Annotated in this window: 11 protein-coding genes and 4 pseudogenes; 12 read left to right on the forward strand and 3 right to left on the reverse strand. The window is 54.4% G+C overall.

Features of this window, described 5'->3' with window-relative positions; genetic code table 11:
• Positions 1-84: 84 nt before the first annotated feature.
• The 4 genes from HCU74_RS10625 (at position 85) to HCU74_RS10640 (ending at position 4556) form a co-directional block, all read left to right on the forward strand.
• Positions 85-1044 carry an IS1 family transposase gene (locus tag HCU74_RS10625; protein WP_168450409.1) on the forward strand — a complete coding sequence of 320 codons (960 nt, stop codon included), beginning with the start codon at positions 85-87 and terminating at the stop codon, positions 1042-1044.
• 185 nt (positions 1045-1229) lie between these two features.
• The gene (gene istA, locus HCU74_RS10630) at positions 1230-2771 is read left to right on the forward strand and encodes an IS21 family transposase (protein ID WP_168450410.1); all 1542 of its coding nucleotides are present in this window, start codon (positions 1230-1232) and stop codon (positions 2769-2771) included.
• Between the two features lie 42 nt (positions 2772-2813).
• Positions 2814-3569, forward strand: coding sequence for an IS21-like element helper ATPase IstB (gene istB / locus HCU74_RS10635; protein ID WP_168450411.1), 756 nt, complete (start codon positions 2814-2816; stop codon positions 3567-3569).
• Positions 3570-3710: 141 nt separating this feature from the next.
• Positions 3711-4556 carry a hypothetical protein gene (locus HCU74_RS10640; RefSeq protein ID WP_168450412.1) on the forward strand — a complete coding sequence of 282 codons (846 nt, stop codon included), beginning with the start codon at positions 3711-3713 and terminating at the stop codon, positions 4554-4556.
• 125 nt (positions 4557-4681) lie between these two features.
• Here HCU74_RS10640 and HCU74_RS10645 read toward each other — a convergent pair.
• The 3 genes and pseudogenes from HCU74_RS10645 to HCU74_RS10655 all read right to left on the reverse strand — a co-directional run.
• A pseudogene (locus HCU74_RS10645) lies at positions 4682-5020 on the reverse strand (DDE-type integrase/transposase/recombinase); the annotation flags it as partial.
• A gap of 47 nt (positions 5021-5067) precedes the next feature.
• Positions 5068-5313 (reverse strand): hypothetical protein, encoded by a 246-nt coding sequence (locus HCU74_RS10650; RefSeq protein WP_246864569.1) that lies wholly within the window; start codon positions 5311-5313, stop codon positions 5068-5070.
• Positions 5303-5557, reverse strand: a pseudogene (locus tag HCU74_RS10655) (transposase domain-containing protein); the annotation flags it as partial. The pseudogene HCU74_RS10655 and the gene HCU74_RS10650, both read right to left, overlap by 11 nt.
• On the opposite strand from HCU74_RS10655, the pseudogene HCU74_RS10660 reads away from it, so the two are divergent.
• The 8 genes and pseudogenes from HCU74_RS10660 to HCU74_RS10690 all read left to right on the forward strand — a co-directional run.
• A pseudogene (locus tag HCU74_RS10660) lies at positions 5551-5757 on the forward strand (transposase domain-containing protein); the annotation flags it as partial. The pseudogenes HCU74_RS10655 and HCU74_RS10660 sit on opposite strands and share 7 nt — an antisense overlap.
• Before the next feature lie 368 nt (positions 5758-6125).
• On the forward strand, positions 6126-7619 hold the full coding sequence (ltrA, locus tag HCU74_RS10665) for a group II intron reverse transcriptase/maturase (protein WP_345426432.1): 1494 nt from the start codon (positions 6126-6128) through the stop codon (positions 7617-7619).
• Positions 7620-7646: 27 nt separating this feature from the next.
• Entirely contained in the window at positions 7647-7814 is a 168-nt protein-coding gene (gene tnpA, locus HCU74_RS19805; protein ID WP_210425232.1) for an IS66 family insertion sequence element accessory protein TnpA, read from the forward strand.
• Positions 7815-8115: 301 nt separating this feature from the next.
• Positions 8116-8333: pseudogene (locus tag HCU74_RS20015) on the forward strand (IS630 family transposase); the annotation flags it as partial.
• A 174-nt stretch (positions 8334-8507) separates the two neighbouring features.
• The gene (benA, locus tag HCU74_RS10675; protein ID WP_168450413.1) at positions 8508-9854 is read left to right on the forward strand and encodes a benzoate 1,2-dioxygenase large subunit; all 1347 of its coding nucleotides are present in this window, start codon (positions 8508-8510) and stop codon (positions 9852-9854) included.
• Complete coding sequence (locus HCU74_RS10680; RefSeq protein ID WP_168450414.1) at positions 9851-10345, forward strand: aromatic-ring-hydroxylating dioxygenase subunit beta; 495 nt, start codon at positions 9851-9853, stop codon at positions 10343-10345. Before benA ends, HCU74_RS10680 begins: the two co-directional genes overlap by 4 nt.
• A gap of 160 nt (positions 10346-10505) precedes the next feature.
• Positions 10506-11519 (forward strand): benzoate 1,2-dioxygenase electron transfer component BenC, encoded by a 1014-nt coding sequence (benC, locus tag HCU74_RS10685; RefSeq protein ID WP_345426429.1) that lies wholly within the window; start codon positions 10506-10508, stop codon positions 11517-11519.
• Positions 11520-11529: 10 nt separating this feature from the next.
• A complete protein-coding gene (locus HCU74_RS10690) occupies positions 11530-12315 on the forward strand; it encodes a 1,6-dihydroxycyclohexa-2,4-diene-1-carboxylate dehydrogenase (protein WP_168450415.1) in 786 nt (261 codons plus the stop codon).
• Positions 12316-12337: the final 22 nt, after the last annotated feature.

Below are 12337 nucleotides of genomic sequence, written 5' to 3' on the forward strand. Positions count from 1 at the left end.
TTACCTTAAGTGGTGCTGGCTTGGGTGACAAGGCCGACGAAAGCGCTATACTACTGGATATCCAGACAGTATGGCGCTTTTTTTATGGGTTCGATATCTGGCCAGCAGCAACATCCCCGCATCCCTCTTCCAGTGGCTGGCATTCAGGTCAATGGGTGCCGCAATCCGACATGTGAAAGCTTTTTGGCACTGACTCCTGTCAAAAATTCTGATGGAGCAGTTGAAGTTAGCCTCGGCGCTTACGAGAAAGGGAGTGGTCTCTTTCAAGTGTCCGGAACCGGTAAAGGAACCTCATCGATTTTCTGTTTAAAGTGCCGTGAGAAAAAGCGCGATGGACTTGAGGTTGGCGCAATTTCTACCTCACTGAAAAGCAATCAGGCTGTGGTTGAAGAGTTAAACCGAATTTCACGTCATTTAGATCCAAAGATGCCTTCTTGTCCAAATGCCGACTGTGATAGCAATATAGGTAACGTCGCCGGATCAGTCAAAAGAAATGGCCGAACGGCATCCGGCAATCAGCGCCTGAAATGTGGGGTTTGCGGCAAAGGTTTTACATCGCGCCCAAAAACCCGGAAGCATTCCAAGCCTCACATTGACATCCAGATACTTAAGCTTCTCGTTAGCAAGGTTCCTATTCGCAGAATCGCGTTCCTCTGTGACATATCCACGAAAACTGTTTACGACAAGATTCGGTTCCTCTATCGGCAGTGTCAGGAATTTTCAGCCGGTAGAGAAAGGGATCTTGAGAACAGAGCGTTCAGGAGAATGTATTTTTGCACGGATCGTCAAGTTGTGGTGAGCAACTGGACCAAGCGAGAGGACAAACGAAATTGCGATATCTACGGGATTGCTACAGCGTGCAAGGATACCGGTTACGTATTTGCCTTTAACTTTAATTTCGACGGCAGTGTCGATGCAGAAGAAATTGAGAAGGACGCTGAGGCGATTGGCGAATATGAAACCCCTCGACACCACCGAAAGTACGCCCGTGTATGGCTACGGCAAGAGTTGCATATTCCGGCCCAATCTGAACACCGATTCTGATTGAACGTGAACACCCATTCCGATCGAACGTGAACACCGATTCCGGTGCAACGTGAACACTTTTACCGGCTTTTCCGGAATCGGTGTTCATCATCCCGGAAGGGGTGTTCACGTTGCCCCGGAATCCTTCCCAACGCATTGATTTTTCTTTGATTTGCTACCCTCTCCGATTTTTTGGAGCGGGTATGTCAGCCAAGAGGATCACCATGCGTAATATTCGAGAAGTCTTGCGGCTGCGCTTTGCCGCCAAGTTGTCCCTGCGTCAGATCAGGGCCAGTACCAAGATTAGCCTGGGCGCCATCCAGAAGCTGGTCGCCCGGGCCGAGGAACTGGGCCTGGATTGGCCCCTGTCTGAGGCGCTGGATGAGCAACGGCTTGCTCAGCTGTTCTACCCCGGGGCCGACACTACCGTCTCCAGCCGCTTTCCATTGCCGGACTGGTCGACAGTCCATCAGGAGCTCAAGCGCAAGGGCGTGACCAAGCTGCTGCTGTGGGAGGAGTACACCCAGCAGCACCCCAACCGTTGCTACAGCTATTCTCAGTTCTGCGATCTGTACCGCCAGTGGTGTCAGACCCAGAAGCGTTCCATGCGCCAGACTCACAAGGCCGGTGAGAAGGGCTTTGTCGATTACTGCGGCCAGACGGTGCCCATCGTCAGCGCCAGCACCGGGGAGATCCGCGAGGCGCAGGTCTTTGTCGGGGTGCTGGGTGCGTCCAACTACACCTTTGCCGAGGCCACCCTGAGCCAGTCCCTGCCGGACTGGCTGGGCAGCCATGTGCGGATGCTGGAGTTCTTTGGCGGCGCCCCAACGATGGTGATTCCGGACAACCTGCGCAGCGGGGTCAGCAAGGCTTGCCGCTATGATCCCGACCTCAACCCCAGCTACCAGCAATGGGCTGAACACTATGGGGTGGCGGTCGTACCCGCACGGCCCTACAAGCCCAAGGACAAAGCCAAGGCCGAAGTCGGCGTTCAGATCGTGGAGCGCTGGATTCTGGCAAGATTACGCCGCCAGACTTTCTTCTCGTTGGCGGAGCTGAATCAGTGTATCCGCGCCTTGCTGGAGGAACTGAACCGCAAACCCTTCAAGCAACTGCCCGGCAACCGCCGCGAGGCCTTTGCCGCACTGGATCAGCCGGCACTGCAACCGCTACCTACACAGCCTTACCGCTTCGTGGACATCAAGCCGGTGAAGGTCAATATCGACTACCACGTCCAGTATCAGCAGCACCATTACTCGGTGCCGCACCAGTATGTGGGCGAGACCCTGGAGCTGCAGGCTGGCGAATCCCTGGTCACGCTGTACTTCCGCCAGCGCCAGATTGCCAGTCACCCGCGTAAACCCCATCCCGGCACCACCACCGATGCCGCCCATATGCCCACCCGCCATCGCCAGCATCAGCAGTGGACACCGGGGCGGCTTAAAAACTGGGCGAAGGATGTTGGCCCAGAGGTGCTGATCTGGGTCGATCGACAACTGGCGTCCAGAGCCCATCCCGAGCAGGCCTACCGGGTGTGTCTGGGCCTGCTCAGCCTCAGCCGTGAGTATCCGGCAGCGCGATTGAATGCCGCCTGCCAGATCGCCAATGCCGAGGGCCTGGTTCGCCTCAAGCAGATTAAATCCGTCTTGCGCAGTCATCGCGACAGTCTGCCCAAACAGGCCGATCTGACGCTGGCGCTACCGCAGGATCACGACAATATCCGTGGCCCCAAGCACTTCCACTGAGTCCCACAAACACACTCAACCCACACACCAAGGAGCACCACCATGAGCACTCAAACCCTGACCCACTTGCGCCAGCTTAAACTCGGCGGCATGGCCAGCGCCCTGCAAACCCAGTTGGAGCAGCCGGGCACCTACGAGGGCCTGGCCTTCCTTGAACGGCTCAATCTACTGCTGGATGACGAGAACCTCAGCCGCCAGTCGCGTAAGCAGGAACGACTGATCCGTCAGGCCCGCTTTAAACTGCGCGCCAGCGTGCAGGACATCGACTACCAGCACCCCCGGGGCCTCACACCCAGCACGGTCGCGTCATTGGCTCAGGGCGACTGGATAGCGCGGGCGCAGAACCTGCTGATCACCGGCCCCTGCGGCAGCGGCAAAACCTATCTGGCCTGTGCACTGGGGCACAGTGCCTGCCTGCGCGATTACAGCGTGCGTTACTACCGGCTGTCGCGTTTGCTGCTGGCGCTCACACAGGCCAAGGCCGACGGCAGCTATCACAAGCAGCTCGCGCAACTGGCCAAGGTGGATTTGCTGGTGATTGATGACTGGGGACTAGACGCACTCACGGCGGCCCACCGCAACGATCTGATGGAGATCATGGACGACCGCCACGGCCATCGCGCCACCCTGATGATTAGCCAGCTGCCCACCGACCAGTGGTACACCAGCATCGGCGATAACACCCTGGCTGACGCTATTCTCGACCGGCTCATGCACAACGCCCACCGGCTAAACCTGAAGGGTGAATCCATGCGGAAAATTCTTGGCCAGTTGACCGAAGATGAACACCTGAGTTAAAAACACCAACCGATCAAGCGTTGAGAAATCCGGTGTTCACGTTACTCCGGAATCGCTGTTCAAATTCACCGGAATACGCAAGAGTTCAATGAGTATTTGAAAGGGCTCCCTTCGAAACAGGACCTCCCAGTTGGAGGAAGCTTGAAGGATGAGGTCCAAATAAGGACTCTTGCCGACCAGAAATTGAATCTAAGTGACTCATCGGAACACTTTGACCGCACCAATATTCTTCCGCCCAAAGGTGTGCTGATTCACAATGAGTACACGATGATGGCACATTTCTTTCTGTTAAAGCGGCTTTTCCAGAGTACCGAAAAGACCCGGTTTTTTATGGATCTTGATAGTGGCATGAAGGCAGCCTATCTATCTGCTTTTCGTGAGATGGTTGCCGAAGGTAATTCGGACGGTTTTCTGATCCGAGCCGCGAAGAACAAAACTGTTGATGAAAAAGAAAAGATCGTCGCCAGATTCCGGAAAATGGTTTCGGTTATGTCCGGGGTGCCACTTCGTAGCCTGACCTATCAGGATATCGTTGATGTTTCGAACAACATCATACTGGAGCGTCTTCAAAAACCGATTCGGATTCCAAAGTCTCCTGAGAAATGGATTGAGCATCCAGGTGCCTCGATGGCAGAGCCAGAAAAAATGGTGGCAGCAATCACTGATGTTGAAAGGCTTGATCGTGAGCACCAGGCAAATTTATATAGGATTGCGACGCTGGCACCGGTTGATCGCTTTTTCATGAAGATTCGTCGATTCTCGACATATTTTGAGAGACCTTTCACTTCGGGAACCAGCAAAGGCAGAACCTGGTATGGCTACTCAGCCTACGATCCCACCATGTATACCATGATTGGTGAGATTTTCCGGGTCTACTACAACTACTGTAGCGAAAAGAAGACAGGTCAAACTCCAGCGATGAGGCTTGGGCTCGCGAGAGGTCCAGTCGAAGTGAAAAAAATCGTTTATCTCAATAACCGGCGTTAGACAGGGATTTATTCTCAAGATATGTTCAGAAATTTTGACAAAAAAAGAGCCAGTGATTATCGGTCACTGGCTCTTTTTATTTTGGCCGCCCCGGAAGCGAGCACCACTTAAGGTAAACGGCTTGGCTTGATCTCCCGTTTTTCAGCCCAGGCTGACAGCTTGCCGCTTATGTACTCAGGTCCGTTGTCACAGCGGATAGAACGCGGTTTACCCCGCCACTCAATGATCTGCTCCAGTGATCGGATAACCCGCTCTGCCGGAAGCGAGAAGTCCACTTCGATGCCAAGCCCCTCGCGGTTAAAGTCATCGATCACATTCAGCAGCCGGTAACTGCGTCCGTCGTTGAGCTGGTCGTGCATGAAGTCCATCGACCAACTGTCGTTGATCATTTCCGGCACAGCCAATGGTTCCGGCTTTTCACGAACCAGACGCTTCTTGGGCTTGATGCGCAGATTCAGTGTAAGCGTTCATTCCACGACGTAGTTGACCTACTTCACGTCACGCAGTGGCCTCATAACTCCGGCGAGACCTTGTACTGTTTGGTGCCGTCCTCGGCTAACACGATCACACTCTTGCGGTTGATCTTGGTGACGATGCCCAGCACGGGTCCGTCCCGGCCCTCGAAGGTCACTTTCAGGCCCACCCGCAACTGGCTCAGCGCCTGCAGATTTTCCTGATCCCACAGTTCGTCGATGCGCCGGCAGATGTATTGGTTCAGTTCCAGCAACTGGTCGATGCTCATGTCTTCAATGCGCATGAACGGCCTCCGGCTGTTTGCTCTGTCGGCCAGGATGGCGCGGATCGATCAGCGCCCGTAGCGGATTTTCGGCAAACCGAGTTTTCCAGAGTCGCGGTGTCAGATCCACCACTTCACTGGCCGGATGCTGGCTGATGCGTTGCAGCACGTCCACCAGGTAAGTGTAGGGGTTAATATCGTGCAGCTTGCAGGTGCTGATCAGGCTCTGGATGATGCCCAGGTGTTCCGCGCCCAGTTCGGTCCAACTGGCTGTTTGCGGGATCACTGCGCAGTGGTCAACGGGCAGCTGCGGTCATGACACTGATCCAGTCAGCCAAGCTGAACGGCCATGATCCCTATGCTTACCTGAAAGATGTGCTGACCCGCCTTCCGACGCAGAAGAACAACGCCATCGACGAGCTATTGCCCCACAACTGGAAGCCGGCTATACCTGACAAGGTGTGATGGGCGGCCGCTTAGTACGCCAGGAAAAGCTGGCAAAAGATAGTGGGTGAAAGTCCCGCACGGGGTAAGGCCTAGCCAGCTGCCCCGGCCCCGAGTCATGCGCACCCGATCGCGAGGTCGCGTGTGAAGTGTTGACAGGGGAAACCATGGGCTCGGTATTGAGCTGCGAAACCCAATTCTGGAGAGCGGATGTTGTTAAGCGAAACAGAAGGCAACAATCATCTCAGCGCGATGGCAAGCTGTGGTGGCACTCCACGCAGTCGTAGACCCGGTGCACGTGGCGACGTCTTTTGTGCGGAACCTGGGAGGTCTCACCCACCCCGGCATAGCCGAGGCGACTTACCGAAGGGTAACACCGCAGGATGAGTATGAACGTGGGTGAGAAGTCGGATCCGGTCGTAGTACCTGAGAAGATCTCGAACAACGGTGCGAAGGTACCTGCGGAGAGATTGGAGGAAAGGACCGGACCCAAGGGAAACGGTCAGCGAGCCGCCGCAGTCTGGACTCAGAGCCAGGTCGCTGCGTCGCCCGGTTTGCTGACCGTGCGCCAGGCGGCGCAACGGAACAAAGAAACTCGCTTCTCTGCGTTGCTACATCATGTTGATATTCCGCTGTTACACCAAAGCTACTTTGCGCTCAAGCGCAGATCGGCCGCTGGTATAGACGGAGTGACATGGGAAGCGTATGGGAGCGAGCTAGATGCGAGGTTAGAGAATCTCAACCGCCGTATCCACAAGGGGAGCTACCGAGCCAGACCCGCAAGGCGGGTTTACATTCCGAAGGCGGATGGTTCGACAAGGCCCCTTGGCATCCAGTGCCTGGAAGACAAAATTGTTCAACAGGCAGTGGTGTTCGTCCTGAATGCGATCTACGAGCCGGACTTTATGGGGTTCTCCTATGGTTTTCGGCCGGGTCGAGGACAACACGACGCACTGGATGCGGTACAGGCGGGACTTTATAGGAAGAAGATCAACTGGGTCCTGGACGCAGACATCCGTAAATTCTTCGACAGCATGTCGCACGAATGGATGATGCGATTCCTGGAGCACCGTATCGCGGACAAGCGCTTATTGCGCTTGATTCGGAAGTGGCTCACTGCCGGAGTGCAGGAAGATGGGCAGGTAATCAGAAGTGTGAAGGGCACTCCGCAGGGAGCTGTCATATCACCGGTACTCGCCAACATCTACCTGCACTATGTCTTCGACCTATGGGTCGATACCTGGCGAAAGAGGAGAGCGTATGGCGATGTGGTGGTCATACGCTACGCTGACGACACAGTGCTGGGATTCCAGTACGAGCGTGATGCGTACACCTTCAGGCAAGCCCTTGCTGGCAGGCTAGCTAAATTCGGTCTGGACTTACATCCCGATAAAACCCGGCTGATCCAGTTTGGCCGTTTTGCGTCGGCGAAGCGTCGGCAAAGGGGGTTGGGGAAGCCGGAAACTTTCGAGTTTCTGGGCTTTACTCACTATTGCACCCGATCTCGCCAAAATGGCTGGTTCAAGATTGCCCGCGTAACGTCGCGCAAGCGACTGCGGGCGCAGTTGCGGGCGGTAAAAGACGCCCTGCGACGGCGAATAAATCGGCCCATTGGCGAAACCGGGCGCTGGCTCCGCCGCGTAATCCAGGGGCACATGAACTACTTCGCCGTCCCTGGAAACGGGGAGAGGGTGTCGGGGTTCGTGTTCCGGGTATCTCGGCTATGGCTCAAGATGCTCCGGCGTCGAAGCCAACGCCACCGAATGCCCTGGTCACGCTTCGCTGCGATCCGTAACTTCTTCTTTCCGAAAGTCCGTATCTTGCATCCACAACCGTTGCATCGTTTTGACGCCAGAACCCGAGGGAGGAGCCCAGTGCGTTAGCAGCGCACGCTGGGATCTGTGCGGGGGGTGCTGAGTGATCAGCATTCCTACCGCGACCGTTTGTCAGCCATGCAGTTCTGCAAGCAAGACCATATCGGCTACGCCAGTTTCTGCAACTGGCGCAAGCGCCTGTCCGATCCGTCGACTGATGAGTCGTCAGGTTCCGCTGAAGCCGGTTTTCTGGATGTCTCATAGTTGGTGGGCAGGTCTCCATCATCCGGTCCGGGCTGGAACATTGTGCTTAGCCTCGGCAACGGCGCCAAACTGCGGCTGAGCCAGCACGGATGATCGGGCTCGATAGCCAGGCGCGCATCTGGCTGTGTGCCGAGCCCACCAACATGCGCAAATCGTTTCGGGGCCTGAGTGCCCTGGTCCGGGCGGCGACAACTTCGCCAGCACTGCTGCTTTACGCTCATCGGAATAACGAGGCACTATCAACACCTGAACCGCCAAACTGGTTAAAAATTAAGTAGTGCCAACTATCCTGCCAGAGGGGGCATGGCTGAATGAGGTGGGGGGCTGGTTTGGTCAGCTGGAACGTCGTGCTTTATACCGTGCATTTTCACAAGTGTGGGCGAACTCAAAACGGCGATTCGTCGCTTTATCAAGACTCATAGTGAGAAGTTGGCAAAGCCGTTTCGCTGGCACAAGAGTGCAGAATCGATTATGACTTCCGTGGCGCGAGCAAAACTGAGTGTTATTGATAATAAATAAACGGATTACCCAGACAGATCACTAGTACGTTAATGACGCTGCCGTACGATTTAATTGAACAGAAGATGCAATACAAAATCCAGCCTTTGCAATCCTAGGATAAAGAGTGCACTCACTGGATAGTGATTCCCGGGACGGCCCTTCAATATGAAATCATAAAAAGGAGGGTGGTCCATGCACAATAATCTGATAGCAAAAGTAGGCGGTCTAATCGAAACCGATGAAGAAAAAGGCCTGTATCGTGGTCGTCGCGACATGTTCACTGATCCCGAGTTGTTCGAGCTGGAGATGAAGTACATCTTCGAAGGCAACTGGGTATATTTGGCGCATGAAAGCCAGGTTGCAAACCCAAACGACTATTTTACTGGTTATATCGGACGTCAGCCCATCGTCATTACCCGCAATAAAGATGGTGAGCTGAACTGCTTTATCAATGCCTGCACCCACCGTGGCGCTGTTCTTTGTCGCAAAAAAAAGGATAACAAGGCGGTTTTAACCTGCCCTTTCCACGGCTGGAGCTTCAATAACTCCGGAAAGTTGGTCAAGGTCAAGGATCCCGACAATGCCGGCTATCCGGATTCCTTTAACTGCGAAGGCTCTCATGACCTAAAAAAGGTGCGTCTGGAAAGCTACAAAGGCTTCCTTTTTGGCTCGCTGAATGATTATGTCAAACCGCTGACTGAACATTTGGGCGAAGCCGCCAAAATTATCGACATGATTGTAGATCAGTCGCCGGAAGGTCTGGAGGTGTTGCGTGGCTCATCGACTTACGTCTATGACGGCAACTGGAAAATGCAGGCCGAGAATGGTGCTGATGGGTACCACGCATCTGCTACTCATTGGAACTACGTTGCCACGGTGGCTCGTCGTAAGGCCGGCATGTCCACTGATGATGTTAAGGCGATGGACCTATCCACCTTTAATAAGCAAACCGGTGGATTCTATGCCTTCGAACATGGCCACATTCTGCTGTGGATGGACTGGCCTAATCCGGAGGATCGCCCATTGTACTATCGCCGAAACGAACTTATCGAAAAGTTTGGCGCTGATCGTGCCGACTGGATGATAGGCAAGTTGCGTAACCTTTGCCTGTACCCGAACGTATTCCTCATGGATCAGATGAGCTCCCAGATTCGTCACTTCCGTCCAATCTCCGTGGACAAGACCGAGGTCACCATATACTGCATCGCGCCCAAGGGGGAAAGTGCTGAAGCGCGTACCCACCGCATCCGTCAGTATGAAGACTTTTTTAACGCTTCCGGCATGGCGACTCCGGACGACCTAGAAGAGTTTCGTGCATGCCAGGAAGGTTTTAAGGCCATGAAGCAACCTTGGAATGACCTAAGTCGTGGTGCTGAACACTGGATCGATGGGCCGGACGAAGGGGCGAAGAGTATCGATTTGCACCCTATGATGAGTGGTAAGAAGTCTGAAGATGAGGGTCTGTTCATTGCTCAGCACCATTACTGGCAACAAATGATTGCCGAAGCGGCGCGCAAGGAAAAGGGAGAGCAACCATGACAATCAGTTACGACGAGATCCGTGATTTTCTGCATTCTGAGCAGCGTGCGCTGGATGACAAGGATTATAATCATTGGCTTGAGCACTACGATAAGAACTCTGAATTCTGGGTACCATGTTGGGATGTGGACGGCGGGCTGACGGAAGATCCGCAGTCAGAGATGTCGTTGCTCTATTATGATAAGCGGGATGGAATTGAGGATCGTGTTTTCCGCATCCAGACAGAGCGTTCCAGCGCCAGTTCGCTGCCGGAGCCACGTACTCAGCACATGTTGAGCAACCTGGAGGTGCTCGCTGCATCGTCCAATGATGCAGAAGTGCGCTACAGCTGGATGACCCACAGCGTACGTTATAACAACGTAGATACCTATTTCGGTACCGCGTTTGTTACGCTGATTCGTGGTGAAGACGGCAAGCTGAAGATTAAGCGCAAGAAGGCTGTGCTGAAGAACGACTACATCCACCACGTTGTGGATATCTATCACCTTTGAATTCGTTCCGATATATTAGCCTCGTGGTTATTTCTGTCAGTCAGCATACAGCAACCACGGGGCTTTCAGCCGATATTTCCAGATCTGAATTACCCGGTTTAATAACAAGCGCCTCTCGGTGTGTCGTCGGCACCCTTGAAGGGGCCTGAGGTAGCAAACAGTGTATAAAGTAGCGCTCAATTTTGAAGATGATGTAACTCGATTTATTACCACGCTACCGATGGAAACGGTGGCCGATGCCGCTTATCGTTCCGGAATCAATGTTCCGCTCGACTGCCGTGACGGTGCCTGTGGAACCTGTAAGTGTCACTGCGAATCGGGCAGCTATGAGATGGATGGCTATATCGAGGATGCGCTGTCCGATCGGGAAGCCGAACAGGGGTATGTTCTGACCTGCCGCATGATTCCGGAGTCGGATTGTGTCGTTACCGTGCCGGCCTCGTCAGAAGTCTGTGTGCGCAGCCAGAAGGCCGACGTGCATGCCAGGCTGACTGAGATTAACCGTCTGTCTGACTCCACCCTGTCCTTTACCGTTTCCGGTGATCAGGTGCGGGCCATGCATTTTCTGCCGGGGCAGTATGTCAATGTACAGGTGCCGGGGACTGACCACTGGCGTGCCTACTCCTTCAGCTCCATGGTCAATCAGGCCGATGAGTCGGTGTCTTTTCTGATCCGGGTGGTGCCCGAAGGCTTGATGAGCACCTACATGACGGAAAAGGCCAGCGTGGGTGACAGCATAACTCTGCGCGGTCCCTTTGGCAGCTTTTACCTGCGTGAAGTGAAGCGCCCGGTACTGATGCTGGCTGGGGGAACGGGGCTGGCACCCTTCCTGGCGATGTTGGAAAGCATTCAGCAGGACGGAAGCGCCTATCCGATCCACCTAATCTTCGGCGTTACGCACGACGTTGATCTAGTCGAGCTGGACAAGCTTAAAGCTTTCGCCGGGGCCATCGACAACTTCACATTTGGTGTCTGCGTGGCCTCAGACGAGAGCAGTTGGCCGCAGAAGGGTTACGTCACAGATCATATTGAACCTGGCCATTTGAATGATGGCGATGTCGATATCTATCTGTGTGGTCCGCCGCCGATGGTCGAAGCTGTTAGCAGCTTTGTGCAGGAAAGGGGTAGTCAACCGGCCAGCCTCTACTATGAGAAGTTTACGACCAGCAAGTAAGGAAAGCTAAATGAGAGGTGAACGTTTTGAAAACCGCGTCGCTATTGTGACTGGAGCTGCCCAGGGTATCGGTCGTGCCGTTGCCCTGCAGATGGCCGCCGAAAAAGCTAGCCTGCTGCTGGTGGATCGCTCCGAGATCGTCAAAGAGGTGGCAGAGGAGGCTCTGGCCGCCGGTGCGGCAAACGTCCAGACCAGCATCGTCGATCTGGAGCAGTACGCAGGTGCCTGCAAGGCAGTAGATTCGGCGATAAGTCATTTTGGCCGTATCGACATTCTAGTCAATAACGTCGGCGGTACGATCTGGGTTCAGCCCTATGAAGTCTACGAGGAAGTGCAGATCGAAGCCGAGATTCGTCGCTCCTTGTTTCCGACCCTTTGGTGCTCCCATGCAGTTCTGGCGCAGATGCAAAAACAGCAAAGTGGAGTGATCGTAAATGTGTCATCCCTCGCAACTCGAGGCACTAACCGTGTGCCCTATGCTGCGGCCAAGGGGGGCGTAAATGCTTTGACCGTGTGCATGGCGTTTGAAAATGCCAAATACGGCATCCGTGTCAATGCAGTAGCACCGGGTGGCACTGATGTTGGCGAGCGGCGGATTCCGCGTAATAGTGAAACCATGAGCCAATTGGAGAAGGAGTGGTATCAGGCCATCGTTGATGAGGCTACCGAATTGAGCTTCATGAAGCGCTACAGCGTTCCGGAAGAGCAGGCCAATGCCATACTTTTTCTGGCTTCAGACGAGGCCTCGTATGTTACAGGTATGGTACTACCGGTGGGCGGCGGTTATCAGGGGTGACCCTTTTTTTCCAATCAGGAGT

The organism is Spongiibacter thalassae (assembly GCF_012272835.1).
In the GTDB taxonomy this organism is placed as follows: Bacteria; Pseudomonadota; Gammaproteobacteria; order Pseudomonadales; family Spongiibacteraceae; genus Spongiibacter; species Spongiibacter thalassae.

What these genes read in the sequence shown, in the direction of transcription:
- ltrA (WP_345426432.1), top strand. Translation starts at nt 6,126, where the DNA reads ATGAACGTGGGTGAGAAGTCGGATCCGGTCGTAGTACCTGAGAAGATC.
- HCU74_RS10650 (WP_246864569.1), bottom strand. Translation starts at nt 5,313, where the DNA reads ATGCGCATTGAAGACATGAGCATCGACCAGTTGCTGGAACTGAACCAA.
- istA (WP_168450410.1), top strand. Translation starts at nt 1,230, where the DNA reads ATGTCAGCCAAGAGGATCACCATGCGTAATATTCGAGAAGTCTTGCGG.
- HCU74_RS10680 (WP_168450414.1), top strand. Translation starts at nt 9,851, where the DNA reads ATGACAATCAGTTACGACGAGATCCGTGATTTTCTGCATTCTGAGCAG.
- HCU74_RS10690 (WP_168450415.1), top strand. Translation starts at nt 11,530, where the DNA reads ATGAGAGGTGAACGTTTTGAAAACCGCGTCGCTATTGTGACTGGAGCT.
- HCU74_RS10625 (WP_168450409.1), top strand. Translation starts at nt 85, where the DNA reads ATGGGTTCGATATCTGGCCAGCAGCAACATCCCCGCATCCCTCTTCCA.
- benA (WP_168450413.1), top strand. Translation starts at nt 8,508, where the DNA reads ATGCACAATAATCTGATAGCAAAAGTAGGCGGTCTAATCGAAACCGAT.
- istB (WP_168450411.1), top strand. Translation starts at nt 2,814, where the DNA reads ATGAGCACTCAAACCCTGACCCACTTGCGCCAGCTTAAACTCGGCGGC.